Below are 21513 nucleotides of genomic sequence, written 5' to 3'. Positions count from 1 at the left end.
CTGTTGCGCCGTGAAAGCGCGGTCGGGCTGATATCCCGAACGGATGCGGACAAGCGGACTTCGCTCTCGGTTGCTGTCTGCCATCGAATGTGAGAAATCGCTGGAGTACCTCATGACGTATGTCGTGACCGACAATTGCATACGCTGCAAATATACCGATTGCGTGGAAGTGTGCCCGGTGGACTGCTTCTACGAAGGCGAGAATTTCCTGGTCATTCATCCCGACGAGTGCATCGACTGCGGCGTCTGCGAGCCGGAATGTCCGGCAGGCGCCATCAAGCCAGATACCGAGCCGGGCCTCGACAAGTGGCTGAAAGTCAACGCCGAATTCGCGACCCAGTGGCCGAACATCACCGTCAAGAAAGACGAGATGCCGGAAGCCAAGGAAATGGACGGCGTGGAAGGCAAGTACGAGAAGTTTTTTTCGCCCGAGCCCGGCACGGGCGACTGACCTTCAAGGGCTTTATGCGACCGGTTCAGGTTTGATGTTCCGGTCGCAAAAAAGTGGCGAAATTGTGAGAATTATGGCTTAACCTTGTCCCTGCGGGGCGGGTTGGCCTTGGCTGCCGTTGTAAAGCAAATTATTGATTTCGGCAGTTTTTTATGATAGGGTCAAAACACTGATCCACTCGAGGCACTAGGTGTGCCCGAAAACCATCACGAAAGCAAAAGAATCCTACGGCGCGGCTGACCCCAAATACGCAACGTCTGTTGCTTGTGTGTGATCGCCCCGCAGAAGATCGATTTGATGACCGTTGGCTCGGATCAGCGTGGAGTCACCCGACGGTGCCCCCGTCCATCCCGGGCCTGACTGACCCGGCCCCGGCTTGTAGCCGGGAGCGTAACAGGGAGTTTTTGAAACGAATGACGACCCAGCAGAAAAAATCTTCAGCACGCCATGGATTCAAGACCGGTGAATCGATCGTTTATCCGGCTCATGGCGTCGGACAGATCGTGGCAATCGAGGACCAGGTGGTTGCGGGCATGTCGCTCGAACTGTTTGTAATCGATTTCGAAAAGGACAAGATGCGTCTCAAGGTGCCGGTTGCCAAGGCCGTCAGCATTGGCATGCGCAAGCTGTCTGAAACCGATTTTGTCGAGCGTGCATTGAAGGTTGTCCAGGGCAGGGCGCGCGTCAAGCGAACCATGTGGTCCCGCCGTGCGCAGGAATATGATGCCAAGATCAATTCCGGCGATCTTATTTCGATCGCCGAAGTCGTACGCGACCTCTACCGCGCTGATAACCAGCCGGAGCAGTCCTATTCCGAGCGTCAGCTCTACGAAGCTGCCCTTGACCGCATGGCGCGCGAGATCGCAGCCGTGAACAAGATGTCGGAAACCGAAGCTGTCCGTCTCGTCGAAGCCAACCTCAGCAAGGGTCCGAAGCGCGGCAAGGCCCTCGAAGAAGACGAAACGCAGGAAGAAGCAGCGTAAGCACGCTTCCAACGGCGCCTGCATTCAAAAGCCCTGTCAGCAATGACGGGGCTTTTTTATGCGCGCCAGGCTCGTTGGCGATGCCATATCTGTCTGTCGCGGATCGTTGTATTCTGACTCCTTAGCGATGCGCTTGCTGCCGGGCAGAACGTCATGAGCTACACTTTCGCAATCGGTGACGTCCACGGTTGCCTCGAGCCTCTGCGCAAGCTCCTGGCCATCGTCGAGGCTCGCTGGACTTCAGGAACCATCGTGTTTGTCGGAGACTACATAGACCGCGGGCCAGACAGCCGGGGCGTGATCGATCTGCTCAAGGTCGGTCCGGAAAAACCTGGCTGGCAATGGATCATGCTCAAGGGCAATCATGAGGACATGATGGTTGGAGCATATGCCGGCCGCTATGATCGGGATTGGTGGCTCGACAATGGCGGCCTGGAGACCGAGTTTTCCTACGGTGGCAGGGTGCCGGCTGAGGATCTGGCATGGGCCGAGCGGCTGCCGCTCATGCATCTGGACAGACACCGTATCTTCGTCCATGCGGGCGTCGATCCCGAGGTGCCGCTCGACAAACAATCGCCGCAGGACCTGCTCTGGCTGCGGCCGCAAACGTCAGCATATTACTGGGGCAAACATCTCTGCCATGGACATACGCCGTCCAGAATCAATCCCCGCACCATCGGCAACAGAACGAATATCGACAGCGGCTGCGTCTTCGGTGGCAAGCTAACCTGCGCGGTCTTCGACGATGATGTGGCCGGCGGCCCGCTTGAGTTCGTTAAAGCGGGATGGTGAGCGCTCTGCGGGTCTCATGAACTCGAGCGGTTCCTTGCGCCTTCGTGCTATGCTGTCAGCGAGGCGTCCTGTTGCGACCCGCCGGCGCGGCAGGGCGAAACCACGACCGGCACTGGAGGAGAAAATGACAGCTACCGTTTCTCTACATCCGCTACTCGACAAGGGTTTGCCCAAGGGCTCACCGGGCTTTACAGGTGGGATGCTCGTCTGCGATTGCACAGACAGACCCGTAAAGCTCAAGGTAGAGGGTGACGTCGCCCATAACCATGCCTGCGGCTGCACGAAATGCTGGAAGCCTGTGGGCGCGACGTTTTCTATCGTCGCGGTTGTCCCGCATGACAAGATCACCGTGCTTGAAAACGGCGACAAGCTCGAAGTGGTCGACAAATCGGCACTGATCCAGCGGCACGCTTGCAAGGGTTGCGGTGTGCACATGTACGGCCCGGTGGAGCGCGACCATGCCTTCAAGGGGCTGGATTTTATTCACCCCGAGCGTTTCCAGGAAGATGGCTGGGCACCGCCCGGATTCGCGGCCTTCGTCTCTTCCATCATCGAATCCGGCACCGATCCGGCCGATATGAACGGTATCCGCCAGCGCCTCAGCGGCCTCGGCCTGCCTCCCTACGACTGCCTCAATCCGACGTTGATGGACTTTATCGCCACCTGGACGGCCAGGAAGAGCGGCGTGCTGAAATCCTGATCCCCGCGTGAGAAATGAAAGAGGGCGCCGCGATCTTCATCGTAGCGCCCTCGTTCCTGTTCAGCGCGAGGCTGCCGCTTATGCGGCGCCGCGCGACTTTTCGAAACGCTTGCGGTCGTTCGAGTCGAGGTACATCTTGCGCAGGCGGATATTCTTCGGCGTCACTTCGACCAGTTCGTCGTCCTGGATCCAGGAGAGGGCGCGGTCGAGCGTCATGCGGATCGGCGGCGTCAGCTTGACGGCTTCGTCCTTGCCCGAGGCGCGCATGTTGGTGAGCTTCTTGCCCTTCAGCACGTTCACTTCCAGGTCGTTGTCGCGGGTGTGGATGCCGATGATCATGCCGGCATAGACCTTCTCGCCGGCGTCGATAATCATCGGGCCGCGGTCTTCCAGGTTGAACATGGCATAGGCGACGGATTCGCCGGCGTCGTTGGAGAGCAGAACGCCCTGGACGCGGCCGCCAATGTCACCCTTGTAAGGCTGATATTCGTGGAACAGACGGTTCATGATCGCTGTGCCGCGCGTGTCGGTCAGAAGTTCCGACTGGTAGCCGATCAGGCCGCGGGTCGGTGCGAAGAACTTCAGGCGAACGCGGTTGCCGCCAGACGGACGAAGCTCGGCCATTTCAGCCTTACGCTCGGACATCTTCTGGACGACGACGCCGGAATGCTCTTCATCGACGTCGATGACGACTTCTTCGACCGGCTCCAGCATCTGGCCGGTCGCTTCGTCCTTGTGCATGACGACGCGCGGACGCGATACGGCAAGCTCGAAGCCTTCGCGGCGCATGGTTTCGATCAGAACGGCCAGCTGCAATTCGCCACGGCCGGAGACGTAGAACGAATCCTTGCCTTCGGCTTCTTCAATCTTCAGCGCGACGTTGCCTTCGGCTTCCTTGAACAGGCGGTCACGGATGACACGGCTGGTCACCTTGTCGCCTTCGGTGCCGGCAAGCGGGCTATCGTTGACGATGAACGACATCGTGACGGTCGGCGGATCGATCGGCTGGGCATGCAGAGCCTCGGTGACCGAAGGATCGCAGAATGTGTCGGCGACCGTGCCCTTGGACAGACCGGCGATTGCGACGATATCGCCCGCATGGGCTTCCTCGATCGGCGTACGCTCGATGCCGCGGAAGGCGAGGATCTTGGAGATACGGCCATTTTCGATCAGCTTGCCATCCTGTCCGAGAACCTTAACTGCCTGGTTCGGCTTGATCGAACCGGAATGGATACGGCCGGTGATGATGCGGCCGAGGAAGGGGTTGGCTTCCAGGATCGTGCCGATCATGCGGAACGCGCCGTCTTCGTCGCCGACGCTCGGCTCTGGAACGTGCTTCAGAACGAGGTCGAGAAGCGGCGCAAGGCCCTCTTCCTTCGGACCTTCCGGATTGACGTTCATCCAGCCGTTGCGGCCCGAACCGTAGAGGATCGGGAAGTCAAGCTGCTCGTCGGTGGCGTCGAGGTTGGCGAAGAGATCGAAGACTTCGTTGATGACTTCTTCGTGGCGGCCGTCCGGACGGTCGATCTTGTTGATCGCGACGATCGGGCGAAGGCCAACCTTCAGCGCCTTGGAGACGACGAACTTGGTCTGCGGCATCGGGCCTTCCGACGAGTCGACCAGGACGATTGCGCCATCCACCATCGACAGGATGCGCTCGACTTCGCCGCCAAAGTCGGCGTGGCCGGGGGTATCGACGATGTTGATACGGACACCCTTCCATTCGATGGAGGTGGCCTTCGCCAGAATGGTGATGCCGCGCTCTTTTTCGAGATCGTTCGAATCCATCATGCGCTCGGTCGTGCGCTGGTTGTCGCGGAAGGAACCCGACTGCTTCAGAAGTTCGTCGACAAGCGTGGTTTTCCCATGGTCAACGTGTGCGATAATCGCGATGTTGCGCATCTTCATGTGTGAATACTCGGAGGTTTCGGGGCGTATCTGAGGAACTGCCCACATCTTCAATTGCGCGGCTCATACAGGTTTTTTTGCATTTGCGAAAGGGGGCAGTCGGCAAAGTCTTGATGAACGGTGAATCGGCAAAGCGCGCTAGACGCTGTTTCCCGCCGGATCGAGCGTGACCCGCCACAACTCCTGATCCTCCCGGTCCATCAGCCTGACCGTCATTTGCTCGGTCTGGCCGTTGATATCGACGAGGCCGAAGAATTGCAGGCCGGCCGAAGGCGGGAGGTTCTGGTCGATGCCGGCGCCGGAGGCCTTGATGAAGCGCACTTCCGGTCCAAAGGTCATGTCCAGTTCCTTCGGCCCGTAGGTGCCGGAATGCAGCGGGCCGGAGACGAACTCCCAGAAGGGTAGGAAATCCTTGAAGGCACCGCGGGCGGGGTCGTAGTGGTGGGCTGCGGTATAGTGCACGTCGGCGGTCAGCCAGACGATGTTCTCTATGGCATTGTCGCGGATGAAGGTGAGAACATCGGCAAATTCCCGTTCGCGCCCGCTGGGCTGGCCGTTGTCGCCATTGGCGATCGCATCGGAGCCGCGACGATGGGTAAAGTCGTCCCAGACGACAAGGCCGAGCGGCATGTCGCAGGCAATCACCTTCCAGGTGGCCTCGGAGGCGGCCAGTTCCCGCTTCAGCCAGTCGGCCTGGCGCCAGCCGAACAGATCGTCATTCGCATCGCCCTGGTTGGCGCTGCGATAGGAGCGCAGGTCGACGAAGAAGACATCGAGCAGCCGGCCATAGGGAATCTTGCGGAAAATGCGACCGGGCTGGGCAGGAATGGCGCGGATTGGCGTCATCTCCTGAAACGCCCGCATGGCGCGCGCCGCATAGACCGAAACATTTTTTTCCGGATAACGCGGATCGTCACGAAGGTCGGTCGATGCCGACCAGTTGTTCAGCACCTCATGGTCGTCCCACTGATAGAAGGTCGGGCAAACGGCGTTCATGGCGCGGACATGCTCGTCGAGCAGATTGTATTTCCACTGGCCGCGATATTCGTCCAGCGCGCGGGCGACCTCCCGCTTCTCGGGTGTGACGATGCGGTTTTTCCAGAGCGTCCCGTCCCTGAGCGGTATCTCGTCGGGAATCGGATTGTCGGCATAGATCGTGTCGCCGGAATGGATGAAGAAGTCCGGTTCGTGCAGCTTCATCGTCGAATAGGTCTTCATGCCGACATCGTCGATGCCCCAGCCCTGGCCGGCCGTGTCGCCGGACCAGGCGAAGCGGACGGAACGCCTGTCAAGCGGTGCGGTCCGGAAGCGGCCGACGATCGGCTCGGAGACGCTGTTGCTGTCGTAAAGGTCGGACGCGGTGAAACGGTAGAAGATGTCCTGGTCGGGCAGCAGGTTGTCGAGCAGACACTTTGCGGCGAAATCGCTGTTCGGCAGGGCGTCGATCGATGGGAGGCGTACAGGCGCAGAAAAACTCTCGGTCGTCGAATATTCGACCGCGATGCGGGAGGGCCGATCAACCCGCGTCCAGATCATGCCGGATTTCGTATCGACATCGCCGGACTGGACGCCATGGGTGAAGGAGGGCCTGCCGAAGTTTCGCGCGTAGAAGGGAGTGGCAAGAACCGATGTGGCCGCAAATCCCGCGGCCCCAGCGGAGAGCAAAAAGGAGCGGCGGGTCAATGTATCCTGGGTAGTGGCCAAATCTGCCTCCGGTACGGTCTCGGGAATCATAGGCATCCCGAGGCAGACCTTTGGCGAACTGCATGTCAGCTGGTTTACAGTTGGATGAATCTATTCCAACGGTTTGGCGACAGTTCTGTGACTCCCGCTCACCCCATATCGCCGGCGTGCATGCCCACCAGCAAAAGCTCTCTGGGCAGGTTACCGGGCGAGCTCGCTGATCCGGCCGATCTGAAGACATAGGCTTTTTTCACAGGATACGACCGGCATTACCTCTTCTTCCGCGAACTCCCGAACGGCATGATTGGCGTCACCGCCATCCTTTACGAACGGATGGATATCCCCGTGCGGCTGCTAGAGGATCTTGTCGGTATCGCTGATAGGCTCAGGCTTCAAGCGTCGGAGCCAGTCAGTTCTTCCATCATCGCCAGCCCCTTCTTCCGCAACATCGCCTCCGGGCTCGGCAGCTTGCCACGGAACGCCTTGTAGGCATCTTCGGGGTCGATCGAGCCTCCGACGGAATAGATGTTGTCCTTGAGCTTCGCGGCCGTGTCCGGATGGAAGGCGTCGCCGGTTTCCTCAAAGGCGGCGAAGGCGTCGGCATCGAGCACCTCCGACCACATGTAGGAATAGTAGCCGGCCGAGTAGCCGTCGCCGGAAAAGACGTGCTGGAAGTGCGGCGTTGCATGCCGCATGACGATCGAGGCCGGCATGCCGATTTTTTCCAGCACCTCGGCCTGCACCGCCATCGGATCCGCGACAGTGCCGTGTGTATGGAACGCCATGTCCACCAGCGCTGATGAGGTGAACTCGACGGTGGCGAAGCCGGAATTGAACGTGCGGGCGGCGAGGACCTTGTCCAGCAATTCCTGCGGCATCGGCTCCCCGGTTGCCTCGTGTACGGCATATTTCTTCAAGATTGCCGGAACCGTCAGCCAATGTTCGTAAAGCTGCGAGGGCAATTCGACGAAGTCGCGCGAGACGCTGGTGCCGGAAACGGAGGGATAGGTCACATCCGACAGCATGCCGTGCAAGGCGTGGCCGAATTCGTGAAACAGCGTGCGGGCATCGTCGAGCGACAGCAGGGCTGGCTTGCCATCCGCCGGCTTGGCGAAATTGCAGACATTGTAGATGATCGGCAGCTCGCCAACAGCACCGTTCTTCAGCGGCAGGCGATGTTGAGACTGGAAGGAACTCATCCAGGCACCGGAGCGCTTCGAGGCGCGGGCGAAATAATCGCCGAGGAACAACGCCACGAGCTTGCCGTCCGCGTCGCGGATATCGAAGACCCGGGCATCCGGATGATATCCTCTGACGCCTTTCTTCTCCGTTGCCGTGATGCCGAACAGCCGCTGCGCCACGTCGAAGCAGGCGTCGATGATCTTTTCGAGCTGCAGGTACGGTTTGAGCTCGCTTTCGGAGAAATTGAATTTCTGCGCCCGAAGCTTTTCGGCATAGTGACGCCAATCCCACGGCATGACGGGGTGATTGCGGCCCTCCGCCGCAATCAACTTGGCAAGATCGGCCTCTTCTTCCCGCGCCCGAACGACTGCTTTCTCCCAGACCTGGGTCAGAAGCCCGTTCACCGCCTCCGGCGTTTTCGCCATCGTATTGTCGAGCTTCAGCGCCGCATAGTTTTCGTAGCCGAGCAATTTTGCCTTCTCCGCGCGCAATGCCAGCGTTTCACGGATGATATCGCGATTGTCGGTCCCGCCGCCATTTTCGCCGCGGGCAACCCAGGCCTTGAAGGCCTGTTCGCGCAGATCGCGCTTTTCGGAAAAGGTCAGGAACGGCTCGATGATCGAGCGCGACAGCGTGACGGCATATTTGCCCTGCTCGCCTCGATCGCTCGCCGCGGCAGCCATCGAGTCCTTCAGAAACTGCGGCAGGCCCGCCAGATCGTCTTCCTTGTCGAGGATCAGCGCCCAGCTCTTCTCGTCCGAAAGCACGTTCTGGCCGAATTTCGCGCCGAGGCTTGCGAGCGTCTCGTTGATCGCCGCCAGCCGCTCCTGGTCGGGTTTTTGCAGTTTTGCGCCGGATTTGACGAAGCCCTTCCAGTGTCGCTCGACGACGCGTGTCGCCTCAAGGTCGAGTCCCAGCGTGTCGCGGCCTTCCCACAGTGCGTCGATGCGGGCGAAAAGTGCTGCATTCATGCCGATCTTCGAATAGTGCCGCGACATCTTCGGCGCGATATCGCGCTCAAGGGCCTGGATCGCATCGTTGGTATGGGCGCCAGTGCGGTTCCAGAACAGTGCGGAAACCCGCGACAGCCGGTCGCCCGCAATCTCCAGCGCCACGATGGTGTTCTCGAATGTCGGCACCGCAGGATTATCGGCAATCGTATCGATCTCCGCCTCGTGCTCGCCGAACGCCGCCTCGAAGGCCGGCGCGAAATCGCCGTCACTGACCGCCTCGAAGCGAGGTAGGCCATCCGGGCCATTCCAGTCGGTGACGGCGGGGTTCAGCGCGGGGCTCGAAGTCATGAAGTCAGTCCTTTCGCATTGCGATTTTCCCGCCAGGGATGGCGGAACGCTGCCTGATCTTGTCGGCAGCGATTGTGGAGATATCAAGATTGTCAGGTAGGCGCGTGCAGGCTCCGTATCAAGCTTTGCGTAGACCCAATAGCCCCGGCGTCGCGTGCCAGATCGCCTGCACGGCAAAACCCATGAACAGCACGCCTGAAAGCCGGATGATGGCAAGTTCGTGCCTGCGATAGAAACGCCGCACGACAGACGCGCCGATGATGCCGATGAGGATAAAGTAGGCGACGAGAAAACCGAGGACCGACACGGCGAGCAGCGCCGGCAAGGCGCGGATATCCAGCGCATTCGAGGAGCTGGCAAGCAGGGCCGTGAATGTGGCAAGCGCCACCGGATATCCCTTGGGGTTGGTGAGGCCGAAAATGAGGCCGCGGCGATAAGGCCGCTCGACGCTGAACAAGGGCCGGTTTTGGCGCGCGGCTTTGCCCGGAGCGCCATCCAGCCGATCCAGGCAAGGTAGAAGCCGCAGAGCAGACCGAGGACATCGAAAATCGTGCTGCCGATGGTCTTGGCGCCGACGATCGCCACCAGCGCCAGCGCCGACCAGAGCAGATCGCCCGCCAGATGGCCGCCCATGAACAGAGCGCCCGCCTTGCGGCCCTGACCGGCACCGATGCCGAGCAGGGCAAGAAAAGCGGGGCCTGGAATGAGCACGTAGAACAGCGCCGCCAGAAAGGCGCCGAAAAGCAGAGCCTGCGTCATGGAACCTCCTTGCGCGTGGAGAGCCATTCCACCTTGCGTTGTCGATTCCGTCAAGATGGAGGCAGGGCTTTTGAAGGCTATTGCCGGTTCCATCAGGCGGCCCGGCAGGCTGCCACGGTGGAAGCGGCGTCCGCAGGCGAGTAGCGCGCAATGAAAAGGCCCGCATCCGCGCGGATGCAGGCCTGGACCGTTCGATGTGTTCCGCTTACTTGTCGCGGTTGCGCGCTGCCAGCGTGCGCAGGCGAAGCGCATTGAGCTTGATGAAGCCGGCCGCGTCCTTTTGGTCGTAAGCGCCCTGGTCGTCCTCGAAGGTGACCAGCTTGTCGGAATAGAGCGACTTGGCGCTCTCGCGGCCGGTGACCATGACGTTGCCCTTGTAGAGCTTCAGCGTCACTTCGCCCTCGACATGCTCCTGGCTCTTGTCGATCAGCGCCTGCAGCATTTCGCGCTCCGGCGAGAACCAGAAGCCGTAATAGATCAGCTCGGCGTAACGCGGCATGATCTCGTCCTTGAGGTGTGCCGCACCCCGGTCGAGCGTGATCGATTCGATGGCGCGGTGGGCGGCAAGCAGGATCGTGCCGCCGGGGGTTTCGTAGACGCCGCGCGACTTCATGCCGACGAAGCGGTTTTCGACGAGGTCGAGGCGGCCGATGCCGTTATCGCGGCCAAGCGCATTGAGCGCGGTCAGGATCGAGGCAGGGCTCATCTCCTTGCCGTCGATCGAAACGGCGTCGCCCTTGCGGAAGCCGATCTTGACGGTGGTTGCCACATCCGGCGCCTCCTCCGGAGAGATAGTGCGCATATAGACGTAGTTCGGGGCTTCGATTGCCGGATCTTCGAGCACCTTGCCTTCGGAGGACGAGTGCAGGAGGTTGGCATCGACAGAGAACGGCGCTTCGCCCTTCTTGTCCTTGGCAACCGGGATCTGGTGCCTTTCGGCGAATTCCAAGAGGTCAGTGCGGCTCTTGAACGACCAGTCGCGCCAGGGGGCGATGATCTTGATGTCCGGGTTCAGAGCGTAGGCCGACAGCTCGAAGCGGACCTGGTCGTTGCCCTTGCCGGTAGCACCATGGGCGATCGCGTCGGCGCCTGTTTCACGGGCGATCTCGATCAGGTGCTTGGAGATCAGCGGCCGGGCGATCGAGGTGCCGAGCAGGTAGACGCCTTCATAGACGGCATTGGCGCGGAACATCGGGAAAACGAAATCCTTCACGAACTCCTCGCGGACGTCCTTGATGTAGATTTCCTTGATGCCCAGCATCTCCGCCTTCTTGCGCGCCGGCTCGAGTTCTTCGCCCTGGCCAAGATCGGCGGTGAAGGTGACGACTTCTGCGCCAAGTTCGGTCTGCAGCCACTTCAGGATGATGGAGGTGTCGAGACCGCCGGAATAGGCGAGAACGACCTTTTTGACTTGCTTTGCCATGTTTGTCTGTCCGTCTGTCGGAAAGCGCGGAATCGCGCTCCCAAGGGATTTCGCGGGAAAAATTCTGGGGCACTTTTAGCGAGATTGCCGGGGTGCGCAAGCCTTTGGGTCGAGGGAATTTGCGTCCAGCGCGCCTTTATCGGGCAGGCCGAAGAGCGGTTCACGTCGAACAGCGTCAAAGATCGCCCCGCCGCCAGGGATGACGGCGGGCATAAGTTTGATCGGCCTGTCCTTACAGGCACTGCCGGCGAGGACCATAATATGGCTGGTATGTGTTATCCCAGGCGCGATAGGACCGATAGCGGGCGTAGCACGAGCGAACATGTGCGTTGCCGCCATAGTAAGCCCGCGGGTAGTATGCTCTAGGACCATAGTAAGCTCTCGGGCCATAAAAAGCCCTGGGACCATAAAAAGCTCCCGGGCCATAAAAAGCCCTGGGACCGTAAAAGGCTCCCGGGCCATAGTAGCTCGGTCCATAATATGGGTAGCCAAGCATGCCGCCAAAGATCATGCCGGCCGCAAGACCTCCGATAATCGCGCCACCATAGTTGTGCCTGTGGTGCCGGTAATGGTGCCGCCCGTAACGATAGTCATCGCGGCCACGATAGCGCCAGTGGCGGACGTCGATAACATCCGGATTTTTGACGGTCGTTGCCATATTGACGGGCGGAAAGGCCTGTGCCGGTGCAACGCTTGTGAAGGCTGTGATCAGCGAAATCATGAGGATCGCGAGTTTTCTCATCAGCTTCTCTCCTGTCTTCAGCCCTTCTCCTTTCCTGTCTCCGTCTATAAGAATACCTGAAAGTAGGAAAATGTTCCACTACGCGAAACAGAGCGCATCCCCCGCGAAAGCGCCGTAAGCCCGTTTTTGCACTGGCGGCATCGTGGTGTTTTCGTTACATGCAATCCAAGGATTGCGCACGTTGCCATTCGAGGACCTCACACCATGGATTTTCTGCCAAGCCTACCGACACTTCTCGCCTTCACCGCTGCAACGCTGCTTCTGGCCGCGACGCCCGGTCCCGACATGACGCTGTCGATCAGCCGGGCGCTGTCGCAGGGAAAGGCGGCCGCCTTCTTCATCGTGATTGGAACGAGTCTTGGCTGCGTCGTGCACACGCTGCTCGTCGCCTTCGGTATCTCGGCGCTGATCACCGCCTCGCCGACAGCGTTCATGATCCTCAAGACCGGCGGTGCCGCCTACCTGTTCTGGCTGGCGGTGCAGGCGATCCGCTACGGCTCGAGCCTGTCGGTGAAGAAGGTTGAAGACACCGGCGCATCCGCCATGGCCAACATCTCGACGGGGCTGTGGGTCAATCTGCTCAATCCGAAGGTCATCATCTTCTTCATGACCTTCCTGCCGCAATTCGTCACCGCCAACGATCCGGCCGTGACGCAGAAGCTGCTGTTCCTCGGCTTCTTCTTCATCGTCGCGGCGATGCCGGTCAACGTGCTGGTCATCCTGACGGCCGACTGGCTCTCCGGCTGGCTGCAGCGCAAGAAAAGCGTCATGCGCGGCATCGACTACACCTTCGCGGGCGTCTTCTCGATCTTCGCGGTGAAGATCCTGTTCGCGCAATCGCGGTAACCGGGCGGGCGAAGGAAAGACAAGGCGCCGTCCGCTTTCCGCCGCAGCCAATTCAATCGATCAATCCTCGCCGTGATTGGAGATCATCATGGCTTCGAAGGCCATGCGGTCGACCTTGCGCATGCGCTCGGATTCGGATTTCAGCTGACCGCAGGCCGCCAGAATGTCGCGGCCGCGCGGCGTGCGGATCGGCGAGGCATAGCCGGCCGCATTGATGAAATCGGCGAATTTCTCGATGTGCTCCCAGGAAGAACACTGGTAGTTCGTGCCGGGCCACGGATTGAACGGGATCAGGTTGATCTTGGCGGGGATGCCCCTCAAGAGCCGCACCAGTTCCTTGGCATCTTCGAGCGAGTCATTGACGCCTTCGAGCATCACATATTCGAAGGTGATGCGGCGCGCGTTCGACAGGCTCGGGTAGGCTCGGCAGGCGTCAAGCAGTTCCTTCAGCGGATACTTCTTGTTGATCGGCACCAGCATGTCGCGCAGGTCGTCCTTCACGGCATGCAGCGAGATCGCCAGCATGACGCCGAGCTCGGCGCCGGTGCGGTGGATTTCGGGCACGATGCCGGAGGTCGACAGCGTCACGCGGCGCTTCGACAGGGAAAGCCCGTCGCCGTCGGTGGCGATCAGCAGCGCCGTCTTGACGTTTTCGAAATTGTAGAGCGGCTCGCCCATGCCCATCATCACCACGTTCGACACCTTGCGGCCCTCGGCGGGCACGATGGCGCCAGCCGGCGTATCGCGGTCCGGGAAATCGCCCAACCGGTCGCGGGCGAGCAGAAGCTGGGCGAGGATTTCTTCCGCCGTCAGGTTGCGCACCAGCTTCTGCGTGCCGGTGTGGCAGAAGGAACAGGTGAGCGTACAGCCGACCTGGCTGGAAATGCACAGCGTACCCCGGCCTTCCTCAGGAATGTAGACGGTCTCGATCTCGACGGGGCGACCGGCGCCGCGCGGCGGAAAGCGCAACAGCCACTTGCGGGTGCCGTCGGTCGAAATCTGCTCCTCGACGATTTCCGGCCGGGCGATGGTGAAATGTTTCTTCAGCATCTCGCGCATGTCTTTCGACACATTGGTCATGTGGTCGAAATCGGAGATGCCGCGCACATAGAGCCAGTGCCAGAGCTGGCTGACGCGCATTTTCACCTGCTTTTCCGGAACCCCGATGTCGGCCAGGGCCTTGCCCATGTCCTCGCGCGAAAGACCGATCAGCGACGGCATCTCGGCGGGCATGGCCGGACGCACCGGTGCCTTGACGGGTTGGTCCAGATTGAGTGCTTCAGTTGCGGCCATTCTAGCCAGTTCCCGTGTCTTGGATACGCAAAGCCCGTTCAGCGCTTTCGCCTGCGGCCGGTTGCGTGAAATGCTAAGATCAGAGTTCGTTTGCCGCGTCTCGGGACCGTCAAGGATCCGCGCAGCCATCATGGTGCGGGCCTTTAGCACGGTTTTTGCCTGGCGTCACCCTCCGGCGCATCAGGGCCAGATCAGCAAAAGGACGAATGCCTTAACGGCAGAAGGCCGGACGAGCCGGCCTTTTGGAGATTCGATGAGAACGAATGGTCTTACTTGCAGCTTTCGATCTGCTTCAGCGCGGCCGAGATGCCCGACAGCGAGTAGGAATAGGCGGTCGGCGTACCCTTGCGCGACTTGGCAGCGACCGACATAGCCTTGCCGCCCTTCATCGCGGCGACGAGCGCCGGCTCTTCCGCCGCATTCTCCACCCAGGCCGAATTGCCCTTGGTGAACATCACGAAGTCCTTGGCGTCGATGGTGACGGTCACCTTCGAGTTTTCCTGCAGCGCGTAACCCATCATGGCCTGCGGCTCGTAAGAGATGTTCTGGCCGGGGCGCTGCGACACGAGGAAGAAGATATCGCCATGATCGACATTGGCCGGGCTCTTTTCCTTCGGCACCGACAGAACGTAGCAGACCTTGCTGGCACCGGATGTATAGGAATAGGCACCCCAGGCATTGAACTGCTGGATGCGGGTCGGCGACTGGGCCGAAGCGACGCCGGCAAATGCCGTCACGAGTGCGAGTGCGGTGATGAACTTTCTTACAAACATCTTGTCCTGCCGGTTTCTTGGCTGCCAGAGCCCGATCAGCATCAGCCGGGCAACGCTGGTCACGATTTGATTTATTTTGACTTAATTCAGGTTACCAAACCGTCAACATTCTCTGAATTCACTGCGCATCCGCTTTAGTACGGAACACATTGCGACGCAAATCCTGCTCGAGCTTCAGGCCCGCTGATGTTCAGGATGGCAAAGGCGCGCCCGAACGATGCAAGCCTGATAGCTTCACGGTTTTGCGAATATCCAGGGAACGGTTCCCGGCGAGAAAGTGCCGAATTCCGTCTGCCTTGCGCGCTTGGCTGGTTGTGCGGCTGCCCATCAGCCAAAGCGTGCTTGACGCTCGTTTATGTCACAAAGAATCAGGCAAGAGTTTGACCTTTGGCAAAAGCGCCGTACCTGTCGTGGGATACTGAGAAAACCTGACGGCGAAGGCCGCCAAAAAAGGGGGACGATGTCGGCAAGACAGCATTTCGCCGCGCGCCGCCGGCGGCTCAGTCCGGCAGCTTGTCCTGCAATGCCTCGTCCGCCTTGGCGTAGTGTTGTTCCTTGATCTGGCCGGCGATCGCGGCGAAGGCGGCTGTCAGCACGGCAATGTCATCGGAAAAGCCGACCATGGCGAGAACGTCGGGGATGAAATCGATCGGCAGGACGAAATAGGCGAGCGCGCCGAGAAGGATGCCACGCGTGCGCATCGGCGTCGCAGGGTCCATCGCGCAATAATAGGCGGCAACGAGGTCGCGGCTGAACGGCACCTGTCGCATGGCGCGCTTCAGGGTGGGCCAGAAGCGGCGCTCGACCTTGCGGGCCCTTGCCTCCTGTTCGCTCTCCTCGCCAGGCAGCAAAATCTCGCCGATCTTGACGTCATCCATCTTCTTTGCCCCGTCCGTCATGGGAAATGTCTGTCATGGAAAAGCATATGGTTGAGCGCTACGGCTATTTCAAATGGGCCTCCTTCATATGGTCGGGCATGCGCCCCGCCGCAGCGCGGTCCATGCGCGCGGCGAGCTTGAAGTCCAGTTCGGTCAGCCCGCCGGAATCATGCGTGGTCAGCGTCACGTCCACCTTGTTGTAGACATTGAACCATTCGGGGTGATGTCCAAACTTCTCCGCCGCCAGCGCGCACTCGCTCATGAAGCCGAATGCCTCGACGAAACTCCTGAACCGGAAGGTCTTCCAGATCGACAAGCCGTCCTCCGAAAGCACCCAGCCCTCCATCTTGTGCAGGTTCTCGGCAACGGTCTCTGCAGTGAGCTTTTCCTGTTTCATGGCAATTCCCCCTTATTGGTAACGGCAACATTGTGGTTTCACAACGCAGCAGCCTTGGATAGGTTCAACCTTCCTCAAGCCTTTTGGATAAAATGAAACCTGTCAGAATTCTCTTTGTCTGTCTCGGCAATATCTGCCGTTCGCCGTTGGCCGAAGGCATTCTGCGGCATCTGTCGCAGGGCCGTCCGGTCGATGTCGATTCCGCCGGAACGGGCGGCTGGCATATCGGTGACCTGCCGGACCATCGCTCGATTGCCGTGGCAAGGCGCCACAGTATCGATATTACCGGCCAGCGCGGCCGCAAGATCGATACCGGCGATTTCGAGGCTTTCGATCTGATCTTTGCGATGGACCGGAGCAATCTCGCGACACTGCGCACGCTGACGCCGCCGGCAGCACGGCACAAGCTGCATCTTTTCCTCGACTATACGCTGGGCGCCGAGCGTGACGTGCCCGACCCCTATCATGAAGGCCCGGAAGGCTTCGAAGCCGTCTACAGCATGCTTTCCGAGGGATGCTTGTCGCTCATCGGCAGGCTGGAGGAGGCTGGCTCGTAGAGCGGGAAGACCTCCTCGGTGATGTATGGGCCGCCGCCGATCGAATCGCGCGATGACAGGAGCACGAAGCGCGAGACGGTGAAGGGGCTGGTGAAGAAGCCGCCGCGTCCCGACAGGTAACCGACGACATCCTCGACCCGCGACGAGCGCAGCCGGCCAAGCGTCACATGCGGCGTGAACTTGCGCGGATCGGCCGGCAGGCCCAGCCGCTGGCAGATGCGCTCGATTTCGGCCTGGAGGGCATAGAGTTCCGGCGGGTTACTGACGCCGGCCCAGACGGAGTGCGGTTTCTTCGAACCGAAGGCGCCGGTGCCGGTCAGTTGCAACTGGAATTCCGGGCGTTCGATGCGGTCGAGCCGGTCGACGATCTCGTCTGCGGTCCGGTTGTCGACGTCACCGATGAAGCGGAGTGTGATGTGGTAGTTCTCCACATCGATCCAGCGGGCGCCGGGTAGACCACCACGCAACAATGAAAGGCTCATCGCGGCATTACGCGGTATCTCGAGGGCGGTGAAAAGTCTCGGCATGACGAGCTCCCCGAATCTCTAGCAGATATCGTCAGCGAATCACGCCTGACACCTGCGCGCAACTATAATTTCGCACCTGCAATATTTATCCAACGTGATTAACAGTCGTTGAACAGTGAGTTCATTTTTTTCCCGGTTCCCTCAGCCTCCTGTTGAAAGCGATTGCACGAAGCGTTCGGCGACGGGCAGGAAGCGCTCGACCATGATGCCGATGCCATCGCCGTTCGGATGCATGCCATCCTCGATCTTGAGCTTGGCATTCTCCACCACACCGTCAAGAAAAAATGGATAGAGTTCGGTGTCGTAGGTCTTGGCAAGCTCCGGATAGATCGGATTGAACCGGCCGGCATAGTCGCCGCCCATGTTCGGCGGCGCCAGCATGCCAACAAGCAGGACCGCGATGCCGCGCGATTTCAGCTTCTCGATCATGACTACGAGGTTCTTGCGGCTTTCTTCGGGCGCGATGCCGCGCAGCGCGTCATTGGCGCCGAGTTCGAGGATCACGCCCTTGGTGCCGTCGGGCACCGACCAGTCGATCCGCGCCAGTCCGCCCGAGGTCGTATCCCCGGAAACGCCGGCATTGGCGATCGTCACGTCATGGCCTTTTGCGCGCAAGGCTTTTTCCAGACGGGCGGGAAAGGCATCTTCCGGCGGCAATTGGTACCCGGCCATCAGGCTGTCGCCAAAGCCGACGAGGTTGAGCGTGGCGGAATGAGCCGGGACCGAGGCGATCACAATTGCCGTGATCGCCAACAAAAATGCCATGAAACCTTTTATTCGCATGAATGCGCCCTTAAATCGGTAAAAGTCAGCCGCTCCGGCAATCTCCATATTCTACATATATAGGACAGTTTCCCTTGGCAAAAACCATGATCGAACTGAAAAATGCGGATCTGACACTCGGCCAGGCTGCCGCGTCCGTTCATGTGCTGAAGGGCATGGATCTGATCATCGACGCCGGTGAATCGGTCGGCATCGTCGGCCCCTCTGGCTCCGGCAAATCGACGCTGCTGATGGTTCTCGCCGGTCTGGAACGCCTCGACAGCGGCGAAATCACCATCGATGGCACGCCGCTGCACGGTTTGAGCGAAGACCGGGTGGCGGAATTCCGCGGCCGCAACATCGGCATCGTCTTCCAGTCCTTCCATCTGATCCCCAACATGACGGCGCTCGAAAACGTCGCCGTGCCCCTCGAGCTTGCCAATGTCCGCAACGCCTTCGAGATCGCCCGCCAGGAGCTCGCCTCCGTCGGCCTTGGCGAGCGGCTGTCGCACTATCCCGGCCAGCTTTCCGGCGGCGAGCAGCAGCGCGTGGCGATCGCCCGGGCGCTGGCGCCGGCCCCGAAATTGCTGATCGCCGACGAACCCACCGGCAATCTCGATGCCGAGACCGGCCGCCAGGTGGCCGATCTCATTTTCTCCAAGCAGGCCGAGCGCGACATGACGCTCGTCCTCGTGACCCATGACGCCTCGCTTGCCGCCCGCTGCTCGCGCCAGGTGCGGGTCCGTTCCGGTGAAATCCTCTCCGGTTCCGGGCATGACCCATCGGTTGCAGCATCGCTGTCGAAGGCGGTTTCCGCATGACGGCCGGCGTTGCCAGCGGCTTTCGTCTTGGGCTCGCCTTTCGCCTCGCGCTGCGGGAAATGCGCGGCGGCCTGAAGGGCTTCTACATTTTCCTCGCCTGCGTTGCGCTCGGCACGGCCGCCATCGCCGGGGTCAACTCGCTGTCGCAGTCGATCACCAGCTCGATCGCCAGCCAGGGCCGCGACCTTTTGGCCGGCGATATCCGCTTCGAACTCAACAACCGAGTCGCGACGCCTGAGGAAAGAGCCTTCATCGACGACATGGGCACGGTCGCGGTGTCTGCCGGTCTGCGGTCCATGGCCCGGCTTCCCGATGGCTCCAACCAGGCGCTGGTCGAGCTGAAGGCCGTCGATGGCGCCTATCCGCTCTACGGCAAGCTCGAAAGCGAGCCGGCGGCACCGCTCGCCGGCCTGCTGGCCAATCATGGCGGCGTCCATGATGCGCTTGCAGCCCCACTGCTTCTGGAGCGGCTCGGCATCAAGGCCGGCGACGAAATCCTGCTCGGCACGGCCCGCATCCGTATTTCGGGCCTGATCATTCGCGAGCCGGACGCCCTGTCGGACGGGTTCGGCTTTGCGCCGCGCCTGCTTCTGTCCGCGGATGCGCTTACGGCATCCGGGCTGGTGCAGACGGGAAGTCTCGTCGAACATGTCTACAAGGTGAAGGTCGACGATCCCTCCAGCGTTCCCGCCCTGCGCCGGCAGGCCGAGGAGAAATTCCCGCAGGCCGGATGGTCGATCCGCACCAGCCAGAACGCGGCGCCGGCGCTGACGGCGAACATCACCCGCTTCTCGCAGTTCCTGACCCTCGTCGGCCTGACCGCCCTCATCGTCGGTGGCGTCGGCGTTGCCAATGCGGTGCGCTCCTACCTCGATTCCAAGCGAGGCGTCATCGCGACGTTCAAATGCGTCGGTGCGCCCGCCGCCACGGTCACGGCCATCTATCTCATCCAGATTCTGATGATCGCGCTGATCGGTATCGGCATCGGCCTTGTGCTCGGCGCGCTCATTCCCTTTGTCGCGGCGCAATTCCTGGCCGGGATGCTCCCGGTGTCCACCGCCTTCCAGCTTTATCCGGCCGCACTTGGCCTTGCCGCGTTGTTCGGCCTCCTGACCGCGCTCGCCTTTGCCATCCTACCGCTCGGCCACGCCCGCGAGGTGCCGGCGACCGCGCTCTTCCGCGAGCAGAGCTTCGAACGGTCGCGCCTGCCGTCCTGGCCCTATCTGCTTGCCGCCGCTCTCTGCCTTGCAGCGCTTGCCGGCCTTGCCATCCTGACGGCCTATGACCGCAGGATCTCGCTCACCTTCCTCGGTGCCATCGCCTTCGCCTTCATCGTGCTGCGCGGTGTCGCCGTTCTCGTCGCCATGCTTGCCCGCCGGTCGCCGCGCGTCAGCTCGCCGGCGTTTCGGCTCGCCATCGGCAATATCCATCGCCCCGGCGCGCTGACGCCGTCGGTGGTCCTGTCGCTCGGCCTCGGGCTTGCGCTTCTCGTCACGATCGCGCTGATCGACGGCAATCTGCGCCGAGAGCTCACCGGCAGCCTGCCGGAGCGGGCGCCGAACTTCTTCTTCGTCGATATTCAGGGCGCCGAGGTCGATGGCTTCCGTTCGCTGCTGCAGAAAAGCCTCCCCGACGGCAAGATCGTCGAGGTGCCGATGCTGCGCGGCCGCATCCTGGCGTTCAACGGGCAGGATGTGACTAAGATGAACGTGCCGCCAGGCGGACAGTGGGTCCTGCGTGGCGACCGGGGCATCACCTATGCTGAAAACCGGCCGGAAAATTCGTCCCTGACACAGGGCAGCTGGTGGGCGCCGGACTATTCCGGCGAGCCGCTCGTTTCCTTCTCGGCGGAGGAAGCCGGCGAACTCGGCCTGAAGCTCGGCGATACCGTTACCGTCAATGTGCTCGGCCGCAACATCACGGCCCGCATCGCCAATTTCCGCAGGGTGGAGTGGGAATCATTGTCGATCAATTTCGTCATGGTGTTTTCGCCAAACACCTTTGCCGGCGCCCCGCATGCCTGGCTCGCCACGGTCATCGACCCCAACGCCACGGCGGCAGATGAGGCGGCGGCGCTGAAGGCCGTGACCAATGCCTATCCGACGATCACCAGCGTCCGGGTCAAGGATGCGCTCGACATCATCAATCAACTGCTCGGGCAGCTTGCGACCGCCATCCGCGCTGCCGCGGCCGTCGCGCTCGTCGCCTCGGTTCTGGTGCTGGCCGGAGCACTCGCCGCCGGCAACCGGGCCCGCACTCACGATGCCGTCGTCCTGAAGACGCTCGGCGCGACTCGTTCGACGCTGATCCGCGCCTTCTGCTATGAATATGCGATGCTCGGGCTGTCGACGGCCATCTTTGCGCTGTTTGCTGGCGGCGTGGCGGCGTGGTACGTGGTGAGCCAGGTCATGACCTTGCCGTCGTCCTTCCTGCCGGACGTCGCCCTGGTGACGATGGCGGTCGCCCTGATCGTCACCGTCGGTTTCGGCCTTGCCGGCACCTGGCGGGTGCTCGGCCAGAAAGCCGCACCCGTGCTGCGGGAACTCTGATCGGCCAGTTAACCGTTAACGTTATGGCGCAAAAGGCGTTCAGGGCGGCTTTTCGAGCGATTCACGGCCCTGCCGGTCTTGTGCAAGTCATATTTCGACATCATATTCTACTGAGGCATGCTGGAGCCCCGCAGCGGCGCCTGGGCCGGGTGGCTGGCATCTTGAAAACGATGCGCCCTCGTGGCC

At 61.0% G+C, this 21513-nt stretch carries 20 protein-coding genes and 1 pseudogene; 9 read left to right on the top strand and 12 right to left on the bottom strand.

The genetic code is table 11. The features are described 5' to 3' along the window. Window positions 1–112: 112 nt before the first annotated feature. The 4 genes from fdxA (at window position 113) to gfa (ending at window position 2926) form a co-directional block, all read left to right on the top strand. Complete coding sequence (gene fdxA / locus ACSQ2W_RS08145; protein WP_436079664.1) at window positions 113–451, top strand: ferredoxin FdxA; 339 nt, start codon at window positions 113–115, stop codon at window positions 449–451. Window positions 452–864: 413 nt separating this feature from the next. Then, window positions 865–1434 (top strand): CarD family transcriptional regulator, encoded by a 570-nt coding sequence (locus ACSQ2W_RS08140; protein ID WP_436085804.1) that lies wholly within the window; start codon window positions 865–867, stop codon window positions 1432–1434. A 153-nt stretch (window positions 1435–1587) separates the two neighbouring features. After that, on the top strand, window positions 1588–2226 hold the full coding sequence (locus tag ACSQ2W_RS08135; protein ID WP_436085803.1) for a metallophosphoesterase family protein: 639 nt from the start codon (window positions 1588–1590) through the stop codon (window positions 2224–2226). A gap of 124 nt (window positions 2227–2350) precedes the next feature. Further along, window positions 2351–2926, top strand: coding sequence for an S-(hydroxymethyl)glutathione synthase (gfa, locus tag ACSQ2W_RS08130; RefSeq protein WP_436085802.1), 576 nt, complete (start codon window positions 2351–2353; stop codon window positions 2924–2926). A gap of 78 nt (window positions 2927–3004) precedes the next feature. On the opposite strand, the gene typA is transcribed toward gfa, so the two are convergent. The 4 genes and pseudogenes from typA to ACSQ2W_RS08110 form a co-directional block, all read right to left on the bottom strand. Further along, window positions 3005–4834 (bottom strand): translational GTPase TypA, encoded by a 1830-nt coding sequence (gene typA / locus ACSQ2W_RS08125; RefSeq protein ID WP_113006703.1) that lies wholly within the window; start codon window positions 4832–4834, stop codon window positions 3005–3007. Between the two features lie 138 nt (window positions 4835–4972). Beyond that, window positions 4973–6538 carry an alkaline phosphatase D family protein gene (locus ACSQ2W_RS08120; protein ID WP_436085801.1) on the bottom strand — a complete coding sequence of 522 codons (1566 nt, stop codon included), beginning with the start codon at window positions 6536–6538 and terminating at the stop codon, window positions 4973–4975. A gap of 371 nt (window positions 6539–6909) precedes the next feature. Continuing rightward, entirely contained in the window at window positions 6910–9000 is a 2091-nt protein-coding gene (locus ACSQ2W_RS08115; RefSeq protein WP_436085800.1) for a M3 family metallopeptidase, read from the bottom strand. Between the two features lie 118 nt (window positions 9001–9118). Further along, window positions 9119–9711: pseudogene (locus tag ACSQ2W_RS08110) on the bottom strand (LysE family translocator). Between ACSQ2W_RS08110 and ACSQ2W_RS08105 the strand changes: the two are divergent. After that, window positions 9622–9903 carry a hypothetical protein gene (locus tag ACSQ2W_RS08105; RefSeq protein ID WP_436087838.1) on the top strand — a complete coding sequence of 94 codons (282 nt, stop codon included), beginning with the start codon at window positions 9622–9624 and terminating at the stop codon, window positions 9901–9903. The pseudogene ACSQ2W_RS08110 and the gene ACSQ2W_RS08105 overlap by 90 nt on opposite strands. A gap of 61 nt (window positions 9904–9964) precedes the next feature. Here ACSQ2W_RS08105 and ACSQ2W_RS08100 read toward each other — a convergent pair whose 3' ends face one another. Continuing rightward, window positions 9965–11182: an argininosuccinate synthase gene (locus ACSQ2W_RS08100; protein WP_436085799.1), complete on the bottom strand. Its 1218-nt coding sequence runs from the start codon at window positions 11180–11182 to the stop codon at window positions 9965–9967. A gap of 232 nt (window positions 11183–11414) precedes the next feature. Further along, window positions 11415–11924, bottom strand: a complete 510-nt coding sequence (locus ACSQ2W_RS08095) for a BA14K family protein (protein WP_436085798.1) — start codon at window positions 11922–11924, stop codon at window positions 11415–11417. A gap of 204 nt (window positions 11925–12128) precedes the next feature. Here ACSQ2W_RS08095 and ACSQ2W_RS08090 point away from each other — a divergent pair, with 204 nt between their 5' ends. Further along, on the top strand, window positions 12129–12770 hold the full coding sequence (locus ACSQ2W_RS08090; protein WP_436085797.1) for a LysE family translocator: 642 nt from the start codon (window positions 12129–12131) through the stop codon (window positions 12768–12770). A 60-nt stretch (window positions 12771–12830) separates the two neighbouring features. Here ACSQ2W_RS08090 and rlmN read toward each other — a convergent pair whose 3' ends face one another. The 4 genes from rlmN to ACSQ2W_RS08070 all read right to left on the bottom strand — a co-directional run bounded on the left by rlmN (window position 12831) and on the right by ACSQ2W_RS08070 (window position 16111). Beyond that, entirely contained in the window at window positions 12831–14003 is a 1173-nt protein-coding gene (rlmN, locus tag ACSQ2W_RS08085) for a 23S rRNA (adenine(2503)-C(2))-methyltransferase RlmN (protein WP_436087711.1), read from the bottom strand. 329 nt (window positions 14004–14332) lie between these two features. Then, window positions 14333–14836 (bottom strand): invasion associated locus B family protein, encoded by a 504-nt coding sequence (locus ACSQ2W_RS08080; RefSeq protein WP_436087710.1) that lies wholly within the window; start codon window positions 14834–14836, stop codon window positions 14333–14335. A gap of 500 nt (window positions 14837–15336) precedes the next feature. Continuing rightward, on the bottom strand, window positions 15337–15714 hold the full coding sequence (locus ACSQ2W_RS08075; protein ID WP_436087709.1) for a YkvA family protein: 378 nt from the start codon (window positions 15712–15714) through the stop codon (window positions 15337–15339). A gap of 64 nt (window positions 15715–15778) precedes the next feature. Further along, entirely contained in the window at window positions 15779–16111 is a 333-nt protein-coding gene (locus tag ACSQ2W_RS08070) for a 4a-hydroxytetrahydrobiopterin dehydratase (RefSeq protein ID WP_436079652.1), read from the bottom strand. Window positions 16112–16203: 92 nt separating this feature from the next. On the opposite strand from ACSQ2W_RS08070, the gene ACSQ2W_RS08065 reads away from it, so the two are divergent. Next, entirely contained in the window at window positions 16204–16668 is a 465-nt protein-coding gene (locus ACSQ2W_RS08065) for a low molecular weight protein-tyrosine-phosphatase (RefSeq protein ID WP_436085796.1), read from the top strand. Here ACSQ2W_RS08065 and thpR read toward each other — a convergent pair. Both thpR and ACSQ2W_RS08055 read right to left on the bottom strand, forming a co-directional pair. Further along, complete coding sequence (gene thpR, locus ACSQ2W_RS08060; protein ID WP_436085795.1) at window positions 16605–17195, bottom strand: RNA 2',3'-cyclic phosphodiesterase; 591 nt, start codon at window positions 17193–17195, stop codon at window positions 16605–16607. The genes ACSQ2W_RS08065 and thpR overlap by 64 nt on opposite strands. A 141-nt stretch (window positions 17196–17336) precedes the next feature. After that, on the bottom strand, window positions 17337–17978 hold the full coding sequence (locus ACSQ2W_RS08055) for an arylesterase (RefSeq protein ID WP_436085794.1): 642 nt from the start codon (window positions 17976–17978) through the stop codon (window positions 17337–17339). A 74-nt stretch (window positions 17979–18052) separates the two neighbouring features. Between ACSQ2W_RS08055 and ACSQ2W_RS08050 the strand changes: the two genes are divergently transcribed. Then, window positions 18053–18778, top strand: coding sequence for an ABC transporter ATP-binding protein (locus ACSQ2W_RS08050; RefSeq protein ID WP_436085793.1), 726 nt, complete (start codon window positions 18053–18055; stop codon window positions 18776–18778). Then, window positions 18775–21327 carry an ABC transporter permease gene (locus ACSQ2W_RS08045; protein WP_436085792.1) on the top strand — a complete coding sequence of 851 codons (2553 nt, stop codon included), beginning with the start codon at window positions 18775–18777 and terminating at the stop codon, window positions 21325–21327. Before ACSQ2W_RS08050 ends, ACSQ2W_RS08045 begins: the two co-directional genes overlap by 4 nt. The last annotated feature ends 186 nt before the right edge of the window (window positions 21328–21513 follow it).

The organism is Pararhizobium sp. LjRoot255, from assembly GCF_964252905.1.
Lineage (GTDB): Bacteria > Pseudomonadota > Alphaproteobacteria > Rhizobiales > Rhizobiaceae > Pararhizobium.
Note: the sequence above shows the minus strand (reverse complement) of the source record. Positions and strands in the feature narration are given on the sequence as shown.

What these genes read in the sequence shown, in the direction of transcription:
- fdxA (WP_436079664.1), top strand. Translation starts at nt 113, where the DNA reads ATGACGTATGTCGTGACCGACAATTGCATACGCTGCAAATATACCGAT.
- ACSQ2W_RS08140 (WP_436085804.1), top strand. Translation starts at nt 865, where the DNA reads ATGACGACCCAGCAGAAAAAATCTTCAGCACGCCATGGATTCAAGACC.
- ACSQ2W_RS08135 (WP_436085803.1), top strand. Translation starts at nt 1,588, where the DNA reads ATGAGCTACACTTTCGCAATCGGTGACGTCCACGGTTGCCTCGAGCCT.
- gfa (WP_436085802.1), top strand. Translation starts at nt 2,351, where the DNA reads ATGACAGCTACCGTTTCTCTACATCCGCTACTCGACAAGGGTTTGCCC.
- typA (WP_113006703.1), bottom strand. Translation starts at nt 4,834, where the DNA reads ATGAAGATGCGCAACATCGCGATTATCGCACACGTTGACCATGGGAAA.
- ACSQ2W_RS08115 (WP_436085800.1), bottom strand. Translation starts at nt 9,000, where the DNA reads ATGACTTCGAGCCCCGCGCTGAACCCCGCCGTCACCGACTGGAATGGC.
- ACSQ2W_RS08105 (WP_436087838.1), top strand. Translation starts at nt 9,622, where the DNA reads ATGGCCGCCCATGAACAGAGCGCCCGCCTTGCGGCCCTGACCGGCACC.
- ACSQ2W_RS08100 (WP_436085799.1), bottom strand. Translation starts at nt 11,182, where the DNA reads ATGGCAAAGCAAGTCAAAAAGGTCGTTCTCGCCTATTCCGGCGGTCTC.
- ACSQ2W_RS08095 (WP_436085798.1), bottom strand. Translation starts at nt 11,924, where the DNA reads ATGAGAAAACTCGCGATCCTCATGATTTCGCTGATCACAGCCTTCACA.
- ACSQ2W_RS08090 (WP_436085797.1), top strand. Translation starts at nt 12,129, where the DNA reads ATGGATTTTCTGCCAAGCCTACCGACACTTCTCGCCTTCACCGCTGCA.
- rlmN (WP_436087711.1), bottom strand. Translation starts at nt 14,003, where the DNA reads ATGCCCGCCGAGATGCCGTCGCTGATCGGTCTTTCGCGCGAGGACATG.
- ACSQ2W_RS08080 (WP_436087710.1), bottom strand. Translation starts at nt 14,836, where the DNA reads ATGTTTGTAAGAAAGTTCATCACCGCACTCGCACTCGTGACGGCATTT.
- ACSQ2W_RS08075 (WP_436087709.1), bottom strand. Translation starts at nt 15,714, where the DNA reads ATGGATGACGTCAAGATCGGCGAGATTTTGCTGCCTGGCGAGGAGAGC.
- ACSQ2W_RS08070 (WP_436079652.1), bottom strand. Translation starts at nt 16,111, where the DNA reads ATGAAACAGGAAAAGCTCACTGCAGAGACCGTTGCCGAGAACCTGCAC.
- ACSQ2W_RS08065 (WP_436085796.1), top strand. Translation starts at nt 16,204, where the DNA reads ATGAAACCTGTCAGAATTCTCTTTGTCTGTCTCGGCAATATCTGCCGT.
- thpR (WP_436085795.1), bottom strand. Translation starts at nt 17,195, where the DNA reads ATGCCGAGACTTTTCACCGCCCTCGAGATACCGCGTAATGCCGCGATG.
- ACSQ2W_RS08055 (WP_436085794.1), bottom strand. Translation starts at nt 17,978, where the DNA reads ATGCGAATAAAAGGTTTCATGGCATTTTTGTTGGCGATCACGGCAATT.
- ACSQ2W_RS08045 (WP_436085792.1), top strand. Translation starts at nt 18,775, where the DNA reads ATGACGGCCGGCGTTGCCAGCGGCTTTCGTCTTGGGCTCGCCTTTCGC.